Origin of the sequence: Rothia amarae, from assembly GCF_014705945.2 — a bacterium.
Lineage (GTDB): Bacteria > Actinomycetota > Actinomycetes > Actinomycetales > Micrococcaceae > Rothia > Rothia amarae.
On sequence record NZ_CP062957.1, the window covers coordinates 39692 to 59094 of the forward strand.

A 19403-nucleotide genomic window follows, 5' to 3' on the forward strand; every position below is an offset into this window, starting at 1 on the left:
ATAACCCGTCCCTTTTCTTAGACCAGAGTCGTTGTCGCAGTAGAGGTCATACCCGCATCAGTATCAGTAAGAACCTTCTCCAAATCAGAACGCAGGTGATTGAGCACAAACGGCTTCTTCGTCCCAATCTTGCACAAAGCCACACCCGTTTGAAGCACCTGAAGAACCTGAGCAGTACCGGCAGGAAAATCAAAGAGACGTTCCATCATCTGCCCGTCATCACTACGAGCCTGGCGGTAACACAGAATCGTGTCGCACTCTTTAATCATCGAAATCGCCGGAGAATCAGCGGGAATATCAGAGAGGTGATGGAAGGCGAAATTCGAGGACAAACCCAAACCACGCGAGAGTTTAGTATTCTGACGAGTTACCTCAGCAAAAGAGCCCCGCACCAAGTGCCAGGCCTCCTCCACCACCAAGTGAGTGGGAACAATACGCTTTTGATGACGCAGCATATTCGCCAACCACGTATTGATAATCGTCATGACCACCGACAGCGCCGGGCCAGATTCAGGAAGAGCCGAGAGGTCAAAGACCATCAGGCCACCGGTCAGAGAAACATTCTGTGTGGTGGGCCCATCAAAGAGACCGGCCAGATCGTCTTCGACCATACGCTCTAGCTCAAAGGCAGGGTCAAGGCCCCACAGTCGCAAATCTTCAGCGGTACCACCAAAATCTTCCGCGTCCTCCTCATGAGGATGTTTGAGCAGGTCAATAATGTCGCTAATGACCGCCACACGATCAGCTTCTTTGGCCTGATACAGTGCCCGCTTATGGGCCACACGCAGCGCTTTACCCTCTTTAGGGTTCAAGGGGCGCCCGAGCACTTCCGCAATAATGGAACGCAATAACATGGCCTGGTTGGCCGGGTTACCTTCAGGGGTTGCCGCAGCCTTATCTGGGTTGTAGTTCACCGCAGCAGTAATAGCAGGGTCCAGAATATTGATGCAGGTCGCCTTTTCACCGCCACCGATGACAAAGCGAATCGGCTCAACCCCCAGACGTCGAGCCAAAGGCGTGTATTCGCCCACGCCAATTTCTTGGCCTGAGTGGTCAGTCTGGGATTTCTTATCCAGAATGACCACGCGCCGGCCCAGCATCAGCGGGCGTAGAACACACCAGGTTTTCATGAAGGAAGATTTACCCGCGCCGACATCGCCGAGCACCGCAGTATTGGGGGAGGTGATACTTACCCCGTAGGAGGTGAACGTATCGTGGCAGACCGGCCAATCTCCCTCAGTTTCGGTGCCCATGAGCAGACCGTTCATGCCGGTCGGTGACTGGGAGACCGCTAACTGACCGGCCTCCATTTGCCGGGTGGTTGAGCGAATCTCCGGGCGCAAGAGCTCATAGGTACCTAGCTTATCCAGCAGGAGGTTACGTTGACCGGAGTACCAGCGGTTGGCATTTTGCGCATGTCGTTCTTGGGCCCGTTGCGCAGCTTTAGCTTTGCGTTCGGCTTTGGCCGCAGACCGTTTTTGTTCCCGGTTGGGGCGGAAAGGTTTCTTGCTCTTTTTCTTTTTCTCATCTTTGACGATGCCTACCGGCTCACCCAGGGCCGCATCAGTCACCGCTGAGGTATCAGAGACTTCTTCTAGTTTTCGCTCTTCCGCTGAGGTACGAGCAGCGTAGGAGGAGGACAACAACTCATCAATCCGAGCGGACTGGCTCTTTTTCTTCAACAACGTTTTCATCATCAGTTATCCCCTCGTCTTATTTCTCGCTCATACCCCGGCCCAGCGGCAGGGTCAGCCCGAAAGCGGTATCTTGCTGGTCGTTGAGCCAGTCGATGCGGTCAATACCGCAGGCACTAGCTTTAGCTTCCATCGCCTGAGTCGCGGACTCTAGCTCATCAATACTGCGGGCCGAGACTGTCATAAACAGCCCATAGTGGGCACCGTGATGGCCTGAGGCCGGAGCCAAATCCACCATGCGCCGCTGGGAGGAAGAAAGCTTCACGTCGGAGGAACCATCATCAATTTGCCCTTTTTTGGCTTTGCGTTTTTTCAGGGCGACATCGGAGGTCAAATCGCGGCGGCCAATCATACGAGCCCTTTTTGCATCAATGAGCCTGGTCGTCAGGCATACGCTACGAATAAAGGAGGGCTCAGAAGCATCAGAGGAAATCAAACCCTTCAGAGCCCGCACGCTCATCTCATCAGCATGGAAACCATCAGCAGGAACCCAACCGGTACGGTGCAGCCAGGTTCCGTTAGCGGTGGTGTAATCAGTGGTCTTTGACCAGTCCAACAGTTGCCAGGCGTCTTTAAGAGAGAGTAAATCGGTCTCTTGCCCCGGCACATGAGAGAGAGTGTCATCAATATCAAAAGAGGGGTCTTGCAGGGAACGAATCAAAGCAGCAGCACGAGACTCATCCAAAGCGGTCACTGATTGAGCAGCCCCGAGATTACGCGCCCAGGCAGCGGCTTTACGAACTTCCTCAAAGACCACGCGCGCATCAGCCTCATCCCCAGTACCGTAAAGATCCCGACGACGGCGGAATTTCGCGTCCTCAATCATATTCAACACATAAAAGGTTCGGTGCTGCTCGGAAACAGCGCTCACCTGTTGCATGAGCTCTTCATAGGAAGAAAGCGTGACACCAGGAGCTGAGGCAGAGACATTAGACATGGCCCACTGCACATGTTCAGTCAAATCCACCGGCAAAGTCCGAGAAATCTGCTGATGCGTAGTAACCAGCGATTGGGGGGAAGCCAGCTTGGCTAGGAACTTACCGAAACCCATATAGGGCCGGTCAGCCTCGTAATCGCGCATAATGCCACCGGGTACGCCGATGACTTCCAGAATCACAGAGAAGTAGGTTTTAGATTTTCGACCGGGGCGGTTGCGGTGTTTGAAGATAACCATTTTCCCGCCGGTGGTCTCCAACTCAAACCAGCGCACCGAGCCAACAAAGACAGGTGCGTTAGGTGTCCCCGAAGAAGATTTCTTGGCCGCTGATGCTTTTTTATTCTGAGGTTTAGCCCGAGTGGAACCTTTGGCTTTCTTGGTCTTGGTGGCCGGGGTAGCAAAAACAGGGGTTTCTAGCCCCCACCGGCGCGCCCGGGTGATAGCGCGAGCCCGTACAGCAGCAGGTTTGAGCTTGGGATTTGCCTCATCGGCAGCTCGTTGTTCATCGGCCCAGCTCTGACGGTTTTGGGAGGGCACGAAAGTGTTTTGCCCCGCCAGACGGCGAACTTTGCGTCCGGCCCATTGAGCGAAATAGTTCACCAAGGACCGACCCGATAAGAAGACCGGAGCCGGATAGGTAATCGCTAAACCTAACGCCCAAATAAGACCACCGATCAGGAAGGAGACCCAGGAGTTATTGCCCACCGTATAAAAAGCGGTCGTTCCGACAACCAGGGCAAGGCTAAGGACGATGAGGTCAAGGACGGTGCGTCCGCCAAAGACTCCGCGGGATTCGATTTCACCGCCGAGGGTGACTGTGCGAGCCATGTCTGTCTACCTTCCAGTGGGTTGAGTGTCGGAGTTGTAGTCTTGGAAGTTTGCCGCTTCAGCATTGAGACCAACCAGGGTGTCTTTGCCCGCATCTGCGGCTTTTTTGGTGGCTGCGGCAGCGAGGAGAACTCCAGCGAAAGCACCACCAGCAGCGGCACCGCCTCCACTGGCAGCAGCGCCGGAAGCACCTGACCCACTAGCCACACCGGATGAGGTTCCAACAGCGGCAGGGGCTGAAGTTGGTGCAGCAGTGGCAGATACCGGGGACGAAGCAGGTGCACCGGCAGCAGGTGATCCCCCGGTCACTGGAGACCCGGCGGGTGTGAAACCGCTATCGGCGGCGGGTTTTACCGAAGAGTAATCCTCCCCAGCGTCGATTGCGCCAGTATCACCGGAGGTATCAGCTACCGAACCAGCAGAGCCAGCACCGACCCCAGTGGATGCACCTGAGACGGCAGGAGCATTAGAACCTGTGGTGGAGGCAGCAGGGCTTGTCTGAGCGGCAGAAGAATTCTCTGGCGCTTGTGCAGTATTCGAGTTCGACCCCGTAGCAGTAGAATCCGCTGGTGTATCCGAGGAGGAAGAACCAGAAGCGGCAGGGGTGGAAGAGGCAGGAGCTCCGGAGGAAATACCAGTAGCGCCATCGCCGGTTGAAGCTGAAGCACCAGTCGATGAACCAGTATCAGCAGCCCCGGCCCCGGAAGCACCGGTAGAGCTGGCACCAGTAGACACAGGAACAGGCGCCGAGGCCTTCTCATTACCGCGAGTGACTTGCTCATTCATATAGGTAGTCTCTGAATGAGCACCTGACCCACCCCCAGTGTATGAAGCCACCGCCGGGTCTGAAGGCATAGTTACCGCGCCGGGGGAAGAAACCATCGGCACGTACTTGAGCAAAATCATCGGAGAGAACGCCACCGCGCCCATAGCCAAGATAACAATGACTGTTTGCGAGAGGATTTCTAAACCGTCGTCCGGGGCGATGGAGGCGAAATCAATGGTGAAAATCAAAGCCATCATGATTAATAGCACTGTTTTAGAGAACAGTACCGTTATCCAGGTGGAGGCGGCTTTGAGTAGACCGGGACGCCATTTAGGGTTCATGAGTGCCCCGAGCATAATAGCGATACCGTAGGCCAGCATAATCAGCGCGAAGTGCTGGATGAGGAAGACCACGTAGAGCATCAGGGCGGCGATAATCATGACGATGAAGATAATAATCATCAGTAAGGGCCCTAAACCAGAGCCTGAATCAAGAACCGCTAGAGTGTTCACGAAGTCGATGATGCGGGAGGTGAGGTCATCACCGCGAGCAGTTATCACCCCGCTATTTAGAGCGGACATGACGGAGGTGAGTTTGCCCATCAGGGCCGGGCCGAAGGTTGCCATGAGCACCGCAGCCGGTCCCCAGCGCAGTAGGGAATTGCGGAATTCGTCTTCGTCAATATCGCCGTTGCCGAGGTCTTTGAGCATGAGCAGAAGCATGATGCCCATGAGCAGAATACCGACACCGGCTGCTCCTGCCCAGGATTGGGTAAACCAGGTCTGGGTTGGGTCGAAGTCGGTGGAGCCGGTGGCGGTGTCCATGACTTTGACGGTCCAGTTCACGGCTTCTTCATGGGCGTGGTTGACCAGCATCTCGAAGGGGTCTTTGGGGTCTTTGATGTATTCGGTGACTTTTTCGGCGGCTTTTCCTGCGTTGATGATTCCAGCGATGGTTGGGTTCACCATCAACCCAGCAGCAGTTGCCTTAAGAGCAGCCGGTAAAACTTTCTGTACCGAATCCGAGATACAGCGCTTCTTCAGCCCCCAGTTCGAAACCTCTGAACCGGCGGCACCACAAATCTGCTGAAGATCGATTTCACCTTTAACGCCCTTTTCAGGAGTATCAATAATTCTATTGATATTGGCACCAATCTCATCTTTACAGATTTGATTTTTATCTTGCCCTGGAAGGTTTACTGCATCATCTGCAATTTTTGAACAGAACTCTTGAGTGTACTTATCCACGGCAGTCGTGCGAACCTTTTCGCGGTCTTCAGGACTTGCCTTAGCCAACTTATCGAGCTGTTCCTGGCTCACTTTGCCTGAGGCTTCTTCTGCCAAAGCAGTAGTAAATGCTGAGCCAGTCCCCAGAAGTAAAACTAGAGCCAGTACCAAAGCTGAGAGAAGGCTTCTGATGTTCAGTGTCGTCATAGATTAGTTCGCCTCAGAAAAGTTGTACCAGCGCGTAATATCAGGCTCTACGCCCTCGAAAGCTTTTTCAAAGGCGGCTGAGTCCATGACCACGCGTTCTTGTTGTTCGGTCTTGGTCTCGAAGTGATCTTTAGACCAGGTAACAACCGTTGTATCGGCCTTTTCAGGTTTGGGTAGATTCTCTGTGAGGATGGGCTCTTTAACATCCGTTCCTGGTTCGTATGCTTTTTGGATTTTCCAATCGTTATCTACCCAAACCATGTCGTAAGTGACGGCATAGTAGGAATAGCTATCGGGAGCTGTCCACCCGGTGGAGTCCTGAATATGAGAAACCCCAGCAACAGAAATTTTGGCGTTTTGTTCGGGCTGGCAATCGCGGACTAGATATTTTCCAGACCAGTTGGGATGAAATGTTTCGCTGTTTTTTCCCGTTAGTTCTTTGAGCTCTTTGGACGAAACGGATTGACGGACTTCTTGCATTGAGGTGTAGTCTTTGCGAGCTTTAGCGTAATCCGAATCAACTGTTATCTCGTCAATCGTTTTATCTGTTCCTTGGGGAAGGTCTAAGGAGCGAGTGCTTAATACTTTCGCGTAGCTGGTAGCAGCTTCAACCGCGCCCTTACACGTATTCTCATACCCCAGCCCCGTCACACCATCATCAGCTACCCTCGAACCTCCAGCACCGGCAACCACACCAAGATCACTAGAGGCATCATTAGCGGCAGACACCGATGACTCAGAAGAAGCCTCACCGTCAGAGGCCCCACGGGCCAACCACACCACAAGCACCAGCACAACAACCAGTACCAGCGCACCAGCGGCCCACAGCTTACGGTTCGAGCGAATATCTTCCATCACGGACAACCTTCTTCAATCAACAGGACTGGGATATAAGAAAAACAAACTAAGAAAACGAGGGGTGTTTAGGCGGTGAAGTTACCGGTGACCTGCAAAATCGCACCAATAATGACACCGAAGAGGGCCACAGCCAGCAAAGCCACGCCTGAGCGCTTCATGCCGGTTGCACCGTCTTCCATGTCATCAGACATACCCCGCTGACGAGCCCAGCCCCACTTACCGGCATTCCACAACAACGCACCGCCCAGCACGATAATGACCACGCCCCACAGACCAGTCACCAACCCCACCAGGGCGTTCTTGAACGGAACTCCGAAGAACTCAAAATCAGGGTTTTCACCCTGGAAGGGGTTCTCAACAGCAACCAGGTTGCCCGAGGCAATAATCGCCTCAGCTTTGAAAGCTGCAAGAGTAGTTGAAACAGACATAATGTGTCTCTCCTTAGAAATAGTGTGTATGTATTTAGTGGTTATCTTTTGGGTGCAGACCGCGTAAGCGAACCATCACTAACGCGGCCAAATTTTCGTAAGCCCGACGAGTCTTATCACCCAGTAGCTCAAGGTCGATCTCCGTGCCCCGGTCCAGATGCGGGTCATAGGGAATATCAATCACATCGAGCTTCTTCGCGAAAGTCTCCCGAATCTCCTGCGCAGTCTTGGCGGACTCCTTGAGTTTGGAACCTTCAGTGATGACGATGATCGCGTTATTCGCTAAATCCTCATACCCCGCCTCATATAAAGTCCTCAGAGTCCACAGGGCCCGCTGAGCACCATCACGTTGTAGCGAGGTAGGGATAATGAGTAAGTCCGCAGATTCAGCGGCAGCGACAAAGTTATCGGCTAAGGAATTATTGCCTGAATCCACAATCATCAGCTGCTTAAAACGAGACAACAACGAGTGCACCGTATTGAACTCATCCCGGCCGATTTGCTTCATCTCGGTCGGGTCTGTTGAAGAGGCCAGCACCTCAAAACGTGAGGAACCTTGACGGCGTAAGAACGGGGCTAACTCCCCCAGCGACATATCCCCTGATGCAGCAGCGGCAGCCAACAAATCAATAACGGTACGAGTGGAACCTTGCGAGTTCGTGCGCAACGCCAGGGAGCCTTGGGTTTCGTTGTTATCCCACACCACCACATCCCCGCCGCGGTGAATACCGAAAGTACCAGCCAAACCGATAGAGGTAATAGTCTTTCCAGCACCTCCAGCGGCATTAGCTACCAAAATAGTCATCGGACGAGGCAGCGAACCTTGGATGGTTTCAATACCTCGACGACGCATCAACTCGTCTTTGGAAGGACTCAACTTCAGCGCACCGAAAGTGAGCCGGTTGATAACACCTTGCCAGCCATATTGTGCCGGCCGTGTTGCCACCGCCCCAGATTCGGCAGGAGCTAGAGCCAAATCCGTAATAGATGAAGAATCAGGCGCAGAGGCTAGGGGCTTCACATGGTCGGAGGGAGCCTCCCCTGCCTCAGCTACTTCGGTAGCTGCTGGCTCAAAGGGATGCCCCGGAGCCTCTGCCGAGGTTGATTCCTCTCTGATAGAACGAGCGGGCTTAGGGGTGGTCTTGACCGAGAACGTGTTCGCATCCAAGGACAAAGACCGATTATGAGGTCTAGGGTTATTCATGACATCTCCTTCTTCTAATCCAGTGCTGACGGTTTTTAGTCGTTTTCAAAGAGGGAATTATCAACTGCGACTACTTCCCAGACCCCGTTGTGTTTCTCTAAATACACGTTGTCTTGGGCGCGTCCACCGGGAAGATTCTGTCCATCTCGCCCGGTCCATTCCCACTGAGTGCTCACACCGCGCACGGCTTTATCACCGTCAATATCTTGATTGGTGTCCCCTGGCGTTTGAGAGACTTTCACGCTGGTATAACCCTCGTGTTTATAGGCTTCGTTGAACTGGGCTTGAAGCATGTTCCGTGTTTGGGATTCTGCCTGAGTTTGATAGAACTGCTCGGACATGATGTCTTTAGCCCGTAGCATCCCGTCAGTGGTACGTCCATCAAGAGTGGAGTCCCAGCAATAGGAGACAGCGGAGAAAGCTTGGGCTACATCGGTGGCGCTGGTTCGGTCTACTTGGCTCAGGTCATAGCAAGTTCCATCAGCGACAGTGCGAGTACTGCTTGAGGGAGAGGCCGTAACACTGGGGCTGATACTGACGGAGGTTGTGGTCTCAGCAGCAGGTGATGATTCAGTTTTCTGGGTTTGTTGCGTGCCGCAGCCGACCAGGACGGTGGCTAAGGCCAGGGGTGTGAGACTTATAGCGGTGAGTGTTCGATAGTTTTTCATCGGTGATTCCTTCTCTTTATCTGCCGCCGAGGGCGCCTTTTTCTTTCAAGATAGGTTCAGGGTCAATAGCAGTACCGTCATAGGGGTTGAAATTCGAGTCGGTGTAGTCGTCCCCGGGCTTGTGAATCTCAAAATGTAGGTGGGAAATAACCAGGGCCCCCACGGAGCCGGCGTGGTTGGATTCGCGTCCCATCTCGGTACCTTTTTTGATTTCATCTCCTGCTTTGACCTGGTAGTCGTCCATGTGGCAAAAGGCCATACGGAAGTGAGGTTCAGCGGTCATGGTTCCCAGAACGCAGCCGTCTTTGCCGTAGATACCGGTAATTTTTAGGTCAGTGGGGGCAATGACAGTTCCTTGGGGTCCGTACCCGGAGCCAGTAGCTAAATCAACGCCTGCGTGCATTTGAGCCCAGGCCGGAAGCCCCGGGACGTTACGGCGACCAAAACCGGAAGTGAATTGCCCGCCAGGTAGCGGATTCGTCCACTCGCCTTTGCCTAGGTCGCCGTTCCAGGCTTTGGCCCCGGAGACTTGTTTGCAGCCGCCGGTGAATTTCATTTGGGCGCCGGAGGTGATTTTTTCGACGTAGTTTTTGGTTTCGGGAAAGGGCGGGACGTCTTTGTACTGGCTGACGTTTCCCGGGCCAGCGTTGTAAGCAGCAAGGGTAAGGCGGATGAGTTTGTTGGGGTCATCTCCTGCGAAGGGTTTGACGATTTTTTTGAGGTCGGCCATGTATTTGCCGTAGGCCTCCATGGAGTCTTCGATGTTGTGGATGTCGCCGTTGCTGTATTTGGCGAAGGTGGAGGGGAGGAATTGGGCGGGGCCTTGGGCTCCTGCGGGTGAGCCTGCCATGCGGTCGAATTGTGATTCTGCTTGGATTTGTGCGGCGACGGTGGATTCGGGGAGACCGGCGGTTTGGGCGGCTTTTTTGATGGGTTCTTTGTATTCGTCGGGGACGTTGATGGTGTTCCCGGTTTTGTTGTTGGCTGCGTTGATGGTGGTGTCGTTGCACGCTACGGGGGTTTCTTGGGGCGGTTGCCAGAGGGTGCCGACGCCTAGAAAGAGCGCGATGGTAGATCCAATGATGATGGTGCTGGTCTTGGTTGCATTGCCCACCTTGGTGCGTCCTCCTCTCGGCAATTATTTATAGTTTAGTGTTATTAAAGCATGATTTACACTTTCATAACACTATTGTGTTTTTTTGAAATAATAACTAGGTGCCTAAAATGATTCAGATCCCCGACCAATCACAGGCGATACGAGATGCCACACTCATTTTTGGGAATACTTTGCGCCTGGGCATCATCCGCCAGTTATCGCTAGGTAAAGATAATAGAGCCGATATCGCTAAAGCATTAGGAGTTGGCGAAGAAGCACTAACTCGCCAAATGGCAACATTGATAGACCACAAGCTGGTCACCTCCACCACCCTCAGGGGGACAGGAAGACCCGTCAGATACTCTCTCAATTCAAATGCCGTAGATGACCTACTATCCGTTCTAGATGATTATCGGCGCGGATTTTCTATACCCACCAAAACCCAAACTACGCTTCCAGCGGTAGACAGTCGTAGCTATCGAAAACGCACCCAATAGCCTCAAACAATAACTATTAGATGCACACCCGCACCCAAAGTGGGGACAATAGTGGATGCACAACCTCAACCTATTCGGCAGTTGCAAACTACCGCCCACTGACGCGCAAGATACGGCATTCAGCTAGAGATTCAACACATGTTGATTGATAAGTAAAATATCGACGTTCTTTGACTAGCAAATATCCCGAGGAATTTAACAAAATATCGGTGTAACATAATTTCCTGTCGTTGTACTATACATAATCACAAACGGCACTGAACCCTGTTATTGTTCCCGCAATAACAGGGTTTTTCTACGCCATGCGCAGTCAGAGTAACACAGGAAAATCCTCTTCTTCTCCAGTAATTTTGATTAGGGGACAAACTTTCTGGACACCCCAGCGAGAAACGCACCCAGTTGATTTTCCTTAGCAAATAGCTCTGAATTGAAGGAAAATGATGCTATCTGCAGGTGAGGATCCACCCGGTCAACGGTTGATGAAATTTGATCAAACCTTGTTGGATAGAGGCTGTCATTGCCAGCTTGTAACGCAATATAAAAAGCCTTTTAAAAATTTTTCCGCTCAGAGCTTTGTAGCGATATCGTTCTTAAGATACAGTATTAATCATGTCGGAAGTAGTACGGAGAATTTCTCCAGCCTTAGGTACGGAGAAACTGTTAATCAGATTGACTCCCGAGTTGAAACGTGCCCTCGCAGAAGAAGCACACAAACGCGGAGTCTCCCAATCTTTCTTCGTAGCTTCTTTACTGGCTAAGACGTTAGAAATCCCAGGGCTTGAACTCCCCGAAGACACAAAAATGAATACTTAAAAGTCGAGCGGGATAACGTTTCCCGACGCTATCCCGCTCAAAAGACTATGTGAACCCTGGCCAAAGTTTCGCCGCTTTCCAGGATTCTTAGCAAGAAACCCTCCCACACAAGGAAGAAATGAATTCCCATTCATCTCCACCAGGAGGTGTTCTTGGTGTCTAGCATACCAGCAACACCCCCACACGGTGCAAGTACATCAGCACAACATCACATCAAGTGCACCCAAAAACAAGAACGCGCCCGCAAAAACCACGTCAAACGACCGGCAACACAACCCATTCAATGGGAAAACTCCACCGCAGCACGACTTGCAGCCCTACCAGAGGACCACACCTACACCTGCTCCCCCGCCCAATGGCTCCAAGCAATACGAGATTACATTGATATCTCTCACCGCAGAGCAGACTTTCAGGACACTTTCGACAAGGTATGCGAGGCACTCTCCTACGCTTTCAACCCTGATACGGGAACCCTTCGCATTACATGGAGTGCATTAGCTCAGTTAGCCACCACTAGCATCAGTAGCGTGCAACGCTGTTTACGACTTCTCAAAGAGCACCAGCTACTCACTGTTATCGCATCCGGACGTAGTGCCGCCATGGCCCCTCAACGGCAAGAGAAGAAAAACCTCGCACCCGTTTACGGCCTCACCGTACCCACTCCCCCATCAGCTACCCCAGACGCCGATGAGTCTTTTTACGATGAAAACGGGTACCTCTTTATAACTGACTGCCCTTCACCTTTAAGGGACGAAAAAATTTCCTATTACCGCGCTATCCGCGAAGGTCTTTTCGATCAGTTCTGCAAACAACGCTATGCTCTCTACGCTTATTCCCATCAAGGAGCCCTGGAGAAGAAGAGACAAGGCCTGCAAGATTCATATCCCACTCTCAAAGCGAAGCAACAGGCAATAACCCATCTTGTGCGGGTGCTTCAGCATCATTGTTTTGATCTTCGTTCTCTCAGTGCCACTGCTATTACAGGTGTAGTTCAACCTTTCTTTGAAGCAGGTTGGACAGTGAGAGATGTTCTCTACGCTCTGGAGTACAGAGCTGATAACAGTGCCTATAACACTCGTGGTGCTGCGGGAATGCGGTCAGTAAAGAAGTGGCTTACTTTGCGTATGGACGCTTGGGTTCGAGAAGAGTCAATTCTAGAATCCCGCACCGCAGTGGAGAATCGCCAGTATCAAGAAAGCCACTCTTCCTCTGGCGCTCTGCTTACACAGAAGCCTTCCAAGAAAGTAGCTGGTCCATCGGTTGAAGTGAAACGCCGTATTAAGGTTGCTTTGTTGGGTGAGGCACGGGCGAAGCACCAATACCCAGAATTATTCTCATAAAGATTTACAATATATAATGTGATACGACATCATGTGATGTGATGTGATGTGATGTGAAAGGGGAAAATATGATTATCTGTGTTGGTCATCAAAAAGGTGGGGTAGGAAAATCTACCTTGGTGTATAACCTAGCTGTAGCATTTCAACAACTAGGGAAAAGTATCCAAGTTATTGAAGCAGACCCTAGTATCCGCACCTGCTCACGTTGGGCAAATGCAAGAGAAGAACTTACGGATAAAGATCCTGTTATTACTGTGCGGAAAGACGGGGTCTTAGGTGCAACCCTTAAAGAAGCATCCCACAACTATGACATTGTTCTAGTAGATACAGCGGGTAAAGACTCTAAAGAATTACGCTCTGCCATGACTGTTGCAGACGTATTGCTTGTTCCGACTTCAGCCGAGCAGGCCGACCTGGAAGCAACTTTTGATTTTTTTCAAGTTGTTGACATGGTGAGTGAAATAAATGAGAAACTAACGACTCTCACCGTTCTGACTAAAGCCCCTACTCATGCCCATAGCCAGGATGTTCGGGATGCTAAGAATTTTTTGGGAATGATTGATTCGCCGAACATGAAGATTGCGGAGACCGTTATTCATAGGAGATCAGTTTTTCATAGAACTACTAGCGAAGGTCTTTCTGTGGTTGAGTCTAAAGACTCTAAGGCGAAAGCTGAGGTACAACTACTCGCACAAGAAATCATTAATCTCTAAGGATAATCCCCATGGCTTTACGTCTACCTAATAGTGATAAGAAAGATCAAGCAGTAGAAGCATTCATCAATGGAGCGGACGCCCCATCACCATCCCAGGAAAACCTGGAGAGACTATCTGCGGAAGAACGTTTGAAAAAACGTGCTGAAGGACGAAACTATCCTCTGTACACCCTGCGAGGGACAGAATCTCAACATAGGTTGATTAAATACGCAGCTGAAAAACATGGAATATCTCAGAACAAGTTAATCCAGAAATATCTCTTGGAAGTCTTGGAAGAAGAATTCGGAGATAGTGTTCCAATGTGATGTGATATCAAATCACATGATGCGATATCACATTAAATCGTATATTCGAATATTGGCTCGTTGTATTGACAAGATTCACCATTGAGATGACCTTATTAGAGATGGTTACATGACCACTCAAGCTGTGTAAGCGCAGGGTTGCTGTTCTTCTTCTGTGAGCAATTTATTTGCAAGTACAGTGACTATGGGCTGAAAATAAATCAAAATAGCATCACCGTCGCTTGCTTCGCGCAAGAAGTAGAGAGACGGGGGCAGGATGTTGTTGCGGAGAATTCATCCCAAGAAAGACCCGGGCAAGGAATGCTGTGCACCCACCAAGTTGCAACAGTGAAAACGGCTCATCCGCTAAAGCCGTACCTAGTAAAAGACCCGTCAAACGATTGAGCAGGCCAATAATGCTGACACTGCTGTCTGGGAGCTGAGGTACTCCAGTACACCAACATGCGTAGGCGATAATGCTAGCGAACAAAATAATATAGGCAAAACTTGCAGTAGTAGCCAAAGGCTGGGGTGGCATAACACCTTCGGTGCATAGCGCAATTGGCAAAGTGGGCATCCCGCCAAATGTGAGTTGCCATGCGGTGAATGTTGTTGCTCCTACTGGTGGTTTCCATCGGCGAGTCAGGATAAACCCCAGTGCTGAGGAGAGCATGCCAGTTCCTGCTGCAAGAATACCGATAAGGTCTAGGTGCCCTGTTGTTCCGCCTAGCAGGGTGAATACTCCCAGTAGTCCGAGGGTTCCTCCGTTGAGGGCTCGGAGCGTTATTTTTTCTTTCAGGAGCAGGTGGGCCATGGCCATGGTGGCTATGGGGGAGAGTGCCATGATCATGAAGGCGATGCTGCTAGGCAATCTGCTTCCGGAGATGTAGACAAGGATGAAGAAGCCTGAGATGGTGAGGGTGTTGAAGGCGGTGGTTGGCTAATTTTAAGTGTGAGTGAAGTGCGCATCGTGTTGCTCGGAAGTGAAAAAGACGGCAAGTGCGCAGGGAGAAGTTTTCATGTGATTTCATATCACATGATGTGATGTGAAATCACATGAAAGTGTCTCCTTCTCTAGCAACAGGCAAAGAATAAATGTGTATGGCCTAGTTCGTGAAAGAACTACCCCACAGTCAGAGTCTGGGTGTCATTTCCAGAAATATCACTGTATTGGCTTTAGTCATGTCTCTGATGGAAGGTAAGTTCGAAGAGCATCAACCTAGTTATCAACCCGCTCAGAAAATCATATGAAACATGCACTAAAAGCTGTCTCCGCAGCTGCTCTTCTTGCTCTATTCACCGGATGCGGTAGTAACAATCAAGAAAAAACGGACTCGAAAGATACTCAACCGACGAACAGCGCAGTATCGGCTTCTGCTACTGCCTCACCGACGCAAGCCGCGTCATCACAGGCAACACCTTCACCGTCTTCAACCGCGAGCCCATCTGCTACTACGCCCTCTCCAACTCCGGAAAACTCCCCTCAAGGTGAATCGCAGCCTTCTGCAACACCAACGCAGGCCGCTGAGCCTTCAGTGCAAGCTACTGAGCCAGTAGCTCATCCTTCATGGTGCAATCCTCAAGGTGGCCCAGGGGTAGAACCGATTGAAACCTGCCCTCCTATACCCACCTACCCCATCGTTGTGCATAATGAGCAAGAAGCTGCTGAATATCTTCTGGAACAAAAATTCCAAAACAATCCAGATATTACAGCCGCTGTCACTCAGATTCTCCCAGACGCTCAAGGAGCACCTGGTCAGTATGTAGTGGTGGCTCGGTCAAACTCTATACGTCAGGGTGGAGGTTCTGGGACTCTAGGTACTTTTCTGGTAACTCCGGAAGGTAATTGGGGCGAAACTGATCCTTCGATGATTCCCCAGAACGGGTAGTGGGCTGTATCTTAGCATTTTTGTGTATAGCTGAAGTTGATAACCCACCTACAGGTCAATTGCACTTGATATGTTCTACGAACGCATGCTCACCAAAGATAGTAAGAGGCCCTCTCTCTAAAACTTAGGGAGAGGGTCTCTTCTTTATTTATTTACTTTTCACATGCGACGCCGTCGCCATCGCGGTCTAGCTTAGAAGAATAACCAGGGCTACCTGCATACAGCGGGGCAGCCCCAGCAGCCCGTGCCTCAGCACAACTCGCAAATACAGCAGTAGCAGGTGCTTGCTGAGCCGGTACCTGCGGGGCTGGTGCCTGTTCCGCAGGAGGGGCAACATACGCCGGAGTAGTAGCCTGTTGCACCGGCGCCTGGGTAGGTTCTTCCGCTGCTGGGGTAGGATCCTGAGTTTTTTCAGGTAGAGTCGCACCACAGTTACCGAGAACCTGAATCATCGCATCTTTTTCAGCCTGCTTGACCCACAGGCGATACTTAGCTTTCACATCAATCTGTTTGCTGACATAGGTGCACCGGTAATCCTTGTTTGAAGGCAACCAAGTTGCTGCATCTGCATCGCTCTTTTGCTGGTTCGCCGGCCCATCCACTGCAAGCAGGTTCACTGGATCATTAGCCAGCTGCTCCCGATCGGTTACTGAGAGATCTTGAGCACCGGTTTGCCATGCATCTGATAAAGCGACCACGTGGTCAATTTGGATTGCGCTGGAGGTGTTTTTTCCTTGCTGAAAATCGATGGTGGTTGCGGTGTACGGGTCATCGAGTACTCCAGTCATCACCTTGCAGCCGTGGGTTCCAGGTTTGACGGTGATGCTGGTGAGGTCTCTGCGGAGGATGTCGTTTCGGGTATCGCACCCGTTATGGTCTACATCTGCCCAGGCTGCCCCGAACTGTTCGCGTGAGTAACCCGTTTTCGGTGCTCGCCCTTTTACTTCAAGAGTTTCTAGGGTGTCCAGGGCTGTCTGGGCATCGGAGGATTGTGTGGTGTCTGATCTTGGCACCGCTGCGGTGTTTTTCTCATCGGCCAGGGGTACGGCTGTGGGGGTGGGGCTGGAAGTAGTGGGGGTAGGCGTTGCGCTGGTGGTGGTTGGGGAAGGCGTGGGTGTTGCCGAGGGGGTAGCTGAGGTACTGAGGGAAGCGGTGGGCGAGGGGGTAGTTGCCGAGTTGGTGGTCTCAGGAGCGTTGCCTGTGATGGCTTGGACGATGCCAACGATGATAGCTAGGGCAAAGAAGAGGACGATGATTCCTAGGCATCCCAGGCAGGAGAGAACTCCACCTTTTGCTACTTTGTTTTGGGGGAGTTTGACCTTGGTCTGGGGGAGTTTGAGAGAAGGCATGAAGTACTTATCTAATAAGGGGATATCAATCCATATTTTGTAGAGAGCCTTTCTATTATAGTGAATCGTCTAGTCTTTACAGACACGTGTGAGTGTCCGAGCCTTCGCTAACAAGTGAGGTGTTTAGGGTCTTTTGGCCAAACTCGCTGTAACCGTTGAATGCGCTGCAATCCAATCCGCGGCACCAGGGGCAATCAGCTTCGCTATTGTATGGATGGAATCCAAAACCGCTAGTGTTTGCCTTTTCTCACGTTGCACATCTAATCGGATTAACGGTTCATGGTGAGCGCAACGGTTGCGCATCTTGTAAATCCTCTCTAAGTGGTATTCAAAATCTTCCCGAGAAACCTTGTGAGTGAGAGAAGCTAAGACTTTAGGCCATACCGTACTTTGATAAGTGCGGGTAAAGAGAAATCGCCAAAAATCAAAGGATAAATCCGCAATGATTTTTCCTGGAAGAGCTGGAGGGTTCATTGTGTGGTGGGTTCGTTGGCGGGCTTTTGTGATTGATTTTTGCGCTTGGTGTGTTAGCGGGATGCGTGTGGATAAGAACCAGCCGACTCCGTAGGTGGCACTGAGGGCGCGGTCAATGGCGTTGCGAAGAAGCACCTCTAGGTGCCCGATGTCGACAAGAAGTTCTTTGGTGATCCGGGCATTGTAAATGTAAAGCTGCTCAGGGTCTGGGTGGTGAGAGTATTTGCTGAGTCTGGGCGCAGAAAACCAGTGTTCGAGGGTGGTGAGATGCTGGTTGTTTTACATGTTTTCTAGTATTACAGTTAGCTATGAAAACCCCGGGTCGTTCCCTGCGCTTGTGCGTATATCGCCGGGGTTATTGTTTTGCCCGAGAGCGGTGGGTGGGTGAGTAAATCTTGCCTCAAGAAATAAATTTCTTGGGTTAATTCTGCAAAAATCCGCAAGATGTCCAATGGTCAGATTAGATCCGACACGTATTAGTTCTTTATCGAATAATATGATGATTTATGACCCTTACAGGGAGTTTGCCTCAAGAATTAACCCCAGAATCGTGTTCTAAATACTTCAAAGAAGCTACCCGATAATAGGACATTAATGGAAGAACAGGGGACCCCGAAGCTTCCTCATACTGCGGATGAGGTAAACACGGTCTGAGATACTTCTTTAAAATCACTAACCGAGAACCTGTCGCGGCTCTTTACCCTGTCGGTTCTACATGTATCGATCAGTTCAAGCGAAAAGATATTACCCCAAGAAGTAACTTTCACTCAGGCGAAGTTCAAAATCCTGCAAGTAGCAGAGCAGAGGGAACTCTCACTCAGGGGGAGCTTATTCTCTAGGAACCTTCTTGCTCATCTTTATGAGGAGGGTTGTTTTCAGCCTCATAAGTTCAATGGCTTTGATGCAAACAAGGATTATCGGTTCTTGGTTGAGATGTTCAATAAGCGTTCGGAACCAAGCGAAAAGCAGCAGTGAAAAATCTAGGTATTGACACATAGGACGATTGTCCCTCGCTTCAAGAGGACTCTGTCTTGGCAAAATCTATTCGAACAGCGTTTGTACTCATCTTCGTGAGGGATTTTTGCGCCGTCACCTAAAGGGTTATAGAGAAATCATCGTTCAGAAATAGTAGAGATCAGAATTTATACCAAAAAATCAATTGATACAGTCTGTTTGTATCAAAACACTTTAGTATTGATTTTATTGATGTAATGAGGCTTATTCAAAAGTATGCACACACCTCACACCCACCAACTAGACAACGGCCCCACCATAGCGGCAACCTTGAGGATAAATAACCACAAATATTCTCAAACCGCACCAGGAAGAACCGTTGCACCACCAGCGTACAACCGGCCTTACCGCCACGCAATTTGCCGCTCTACTGACAGCCCTGACCAACCAACTCATCTGGGGTAAACCAGGAGGAAGACCACCAGCCCTCACTCCAGCTCAGGCACTCAAAACCACTCTGCTCTACCACCGACACAATCTCACCGAAGAGCTACTTGCTGAAATCTTCACCGTCTCGCAACCTACTATCTCACGGACCATCAACACTATCGAAAAGGCGCTTGCAAAGGTCTTCAAACCTCTAGAACAGCCTTTGAAAATGAGCCTGGATGTACCAGGTTCTTTGGTTGTCGATGGAACTCTTGTACCCACCTGGAACTGGCGTTCACTAGGAAAAACAAATTTTTCGGGCAAACATAAACGAACCGGTTTCAACCACCAAGTCATCTGCACCCTCGATGGCAGGCTCTTAGTCATCACTGACCCGCTACCCGGGGCAAGGCATGATGCTCATGCTTTCAGAGCTCACGGGCTAGATCAGCTACTGGATTCCTCGACTCTGGCCGATAAGGGCTATATAGGCCTGGGGTTAGCAACCCCGACCAGGCGTAAGCCTGGTGTGAAAGTGCCTCAGGGTGTCAAGGATAATAATCGCATTATCAATAGATTACGGGCTGTGGTGGAGCGGGTTATCGCTCAAGTGAAGACCTGGCGGGTTCTTTATTCGGGGTTTAGGCGGCCGTTGAGTTTGTATCGGCAGGTGTTTTCGGTGGTGCGGGGTCTGGTGTTTTATGCGGCTGGGAGGACTTTTGAATAAGCCTCAATGTGAATCGTTC

17 protein-coding genes are annotated in these 19403 nt (G+C 50.9%); 7 read left to right on the top strand and 10 right to left on the bottom strand.

The window, feature by feature from the left end:
* Positions 1-17: 17 nt before the first annotated feature.
* The 8 genes from IDM48_RS11410 to IDM48_RS11445 form a co-directional block, all read right to left on the bottom strand.
* A complete protein-coding gene (locus tag IDM48_RS11410; protein ID WP_202939922.1) occupies positions 18-1697 on the bottom strand; it encodes an ATP/GTP-binding protein in 1680 nt (559 codons plus the stop codon).
* 16 nt (positions 1698-1713) lie between these two features.
* Positions 1714-3459, bottom strand: coding sequence for an SCO6880 family protein (locus tag IDM48_RS11415; RefSeq protein WP_202939923.1), 1746 nt, complete (start codon positions 3457-3459; stop codon positions 1714-1716).
* Positions 3460-3465: 6 nt separating this feature from the next.
* Positions 3466-5658: a hypothetical protein gene (locus IDM48_RS11420; protein ID WP_202939924.1), complete on the bottom strand. Its 2193-nt coding sequence runs from the start codon at positions 5656-5658 to the stop codon at positions 3466-3468.
* A gap of 3 nt (positions 5659-5661) precedes the next feature.
* Positions 5662-6516 carry a hypothetical protein gene (locus IDM48_RS11425; RefSeq protein ID WP_202939925.1) on the bottom strand — a complete coding sequence of 285 codons (855 nt, stop codon included), beginning with the start codon at positions 6514-6516 and terminating at the stop codon, positions 5662-5664.
* 65 nt (positions 6517-6581) lie between these two features.
* The gene (locus tag IDM48_RS11430) at positions 6582-6944 is read right to left on the bottom strand and encodes a hypothetical protein (RefSeq protein ID WP_202939926.1); all 363 of its coding nucleotides are present in this window, start codon (positions 6942-6944) and stop codon (positions 6582-6584) included.
* Between the two features lie 34 nt (positions 6945-6978).
* Positions 6979-8148 carry a MinD/ParA family ATP-binding protein gene (locus IDM48_RS11435; protein WP_202939927.1) on the bottom strand — a complete coding sequence of 390 codons (1170 nt, stop codon included), beginning with the start codon at positions 8146-8148 and terminating at the stop codon, positions 6979-6981.
* A 35-nt stretch (positions 8149-8183) separates the two neighbouring features.
* On the bottom strand, positions 8184-8816 hold the full coding sequence (locus IDM48_RS11440) for a hypothetical protein (RefSeq protein ID WP_202939928.1): 633 nt from the start codon (positions 8814-8816) through the stop codon (positions 8184-8186).
* A gap of 16 nt (positions 8817-8832) precedes the next feature.
* Positions 8833-9930: a transglycosylase SLT domain-containing protein gene (locus IDM48_RS11445; protein WP_202939929.1), complete on the bottom strand. Its 1098-nt coding sequence runs from the start codon at positions 9928-9930 to the stop codon at positions 8833-8835.
* Positions 9931-10040: 110 nt separating this feature from the next.
* Here IDM48_RS11445 and IDM48_RS11450 point away from each other — a divergent pair, with 110 nt between their 5' ends.
* The 5 genes from IDM48_RS11450 to IDM48_RS11470 all read left to right on the top strand — a co-directional run bounded on the left by IDM48_RS11450 (position 10041) and on the right by IDM48_RS11470 (position 13583).
* The gene (locus tag IDM48_RS11450; protein WP_202939930.1) at positions 10041-10409 is read left to right on the top strand and encodes an ArsR/SmtB family transcription factor; all 369 of its coding nucleotides are present in this window, start codon (positions 10041-10043) and stop codon (positions 10407-10409) included.
* Between the two features lie 609 nt (positions 10410-11018).
* Entirely contained in the window at positions 11019-11222 is a 204-nt protein-coding gene (locus IDM48_RS11455; protein WP_202939931.1) for a hypothetical protein, read from the top strand.
* A gap of 155 nt (positions 11223-11377) precedes the next feature.
* Entirely contained in the window at positions 11378-12562 is a 1185-nt protein-coding gene (locus IDM48_RS11460) for a hypothetical protein (protein ID WP_202939932.1), read from the top strand.
* Between the two features lie 68 nt (positions 12563-12630).
* Entirely contained in the window at positions 12631-13275 is a 645-nt protein-coding gene (locus tag IDM48_RS11465) for an AAA family ATPase (RefSeq protein WP_202939933.1), read from the top strand.
* 11 nt (positions 13276-13286) lie between these two features.
* On the top strand, positions 13287-13583 hold the full coding sequence (locus tag IDM48_RS11470; RefSeq protein WP_202939934.1) for a hypothetical protein: 297 nt from the start codon (positions 13287-13289) through the stop codon (positions 13581-13583).
* Positions 13584-13794: 211 nt separating this feature from the next.
* Here the strand turns inward: IDM48_RS11470 and IDM48_RS11475 are convergent, their stop codons facing one another.
* Complete coding sequence (locus IDM48_RS11475) at positions 13795-14475, bottom strand: DMT family transporter (RefSeq protein ID WP_274382304.1); 681 nt, start codon at positions 14473-14475, stop codon at positions 13795-13797.
* A 334-nt stretch (positions 14476-14809) separates the two neighbouring features.
* Between IDM48_RS11475 and IDM48_RS11480 the strand changes: the two genes are divergently transcribed.
* On the top strand, positions 14810-15451 hold the full coding sequence (locus IDM48_RS11480; RefSeq protein ID WP_202939936.1) for a hypothetical protein: 642 nt from the start codon (positions 14810-14812) through the stop codon (positions 15449-15451).
* A gap of 152 nt (positions 15452-15603) precedes the next feature.
* Here the strand turns inward: IDM48_RS11480 and IDM48_RS11485 are convergent, their stop codons facing one another.
* Positions 15604-16800 (bottom strand): GmrSD restriction endonuclease domain-containing protein, encoded by a 1197-nt coding sequence (locus tag IDM48_RS11485; RefSeq protein ID WP_202939937.1) that lies wholly within the window; start codon positions 16798-16800, stop codon positions 15604-15606.
* Positions 16801-18607: 1807 nt separating this feature from the next.
* Between IDM48_RS11485 and IDM48_RS11495 the strand changes: the two genes are divergently transcribed.
* Positions 18608-19384 carry a transposase family protein gene (locus tag IDM48_RS11495; protein ID WP_190616923.1) on the top strand — a complete coding sequence of 259 codons (777 nt, stop codon included), beginning with the start codon at positions 18608-18610 and terminating at the stop codon, positions 19382-19384.
* Positions 19385-19403: the final 19 nt, after the last annotated feature.

What these genes read in the sequence shown, in the direction of transcription:
- IDM48_RS11410 (WP_202939922.1), bottom strand. Translation starts at nt 1,697, where the DNA reads ATGATGAAAACGTTGTTGAAGAAAAAGAGCCAGTCCGCTCGGATTGAT.
- IDM48_RS11415 (WP_202939923.1), bottom strand. Translation starts at nt 3,459, where the DNA reads ATGGCTCGCACAGTCACCCTCGGCGGTGAAATCGAATCCCGCGGAGTC.
- IDM48_RS11420 (WP_202939924.1), bottom strand. Translation starts at nt 5,658, where the DNA reads ATGACGACACTGAACATCAGAAGCCTTCTCTCAGCTTTGGTACTGGCT.
- IDM48_RS11430 (WP_202939926.1), bottom strand. Translation starts at nt 6,944, where the DNA reads ATGTCTGTTTCAACTACTCTTGCAGCTTTCAAAGCTGAGGCGATTATT.
- IDM48_RS11435 (WP_202939927.1), bottom strand. Translation starts at nt 8,148, where the DNA reads ATGAATAACCCTAGACCTCATAATCGGTCTTTGTCCTTGGATGCGAAC.
- IDM48_RS11440 (WP_202939928.1), bottom strand. Translation starts at nt 8,816, where the DNA reads ATGAAAAACTATCGAACACTCACCGCTATAAGTCTCACACCCCTGGCC.
- IDM48_RS11450 (WP_202939930.1), top strand. Translation starts at nt 10,041, where the DNA reads ATGATTCAGATCCCCGACCAATCACAGGCGATACGAGATGCCACACTC.
- IDM48_RS11455 (WP_202939931.1), top strand. Translation starts at nt 11,019, where the DNA reads ATGTCGGAAGTAGTACGGAGAATTTCTCCAGCCTTAGGTACGGAGAAA.
- IDM48_RS11465 (WP_202939933.1), top strand. Translation starts at nt 12,631, where the DNA reads ATGATTATCTGTGTTGGTCATCAAAAAGGTGGGGTAGGAAAATCTACC.
- IDM48_RS11470 (WP_202939934.1), top strand. Translation starts at nt 13,287, where the DNA reads ATGGCTTTACGTCTACCTAATAGTGATAAGAAAGATCAAGCAGTAGAA.
- IDM48_RS11480 (WP_202939936.1), top strand. Translation starts at nt 14,810, where the DNA reads ATGAAACATGCACTAAAAGCTGTCTCCGCAGCTGCTCTTCTTGCTCTA.
- IDM48_RS11485 (WP_202939937.1), bottom strand. Translation starts at nt 16,800, where the DNA reads ATGCCTTCTCTCAAACTCCCCCAGACCAAGGTCAAACTCCCCCAAAAC.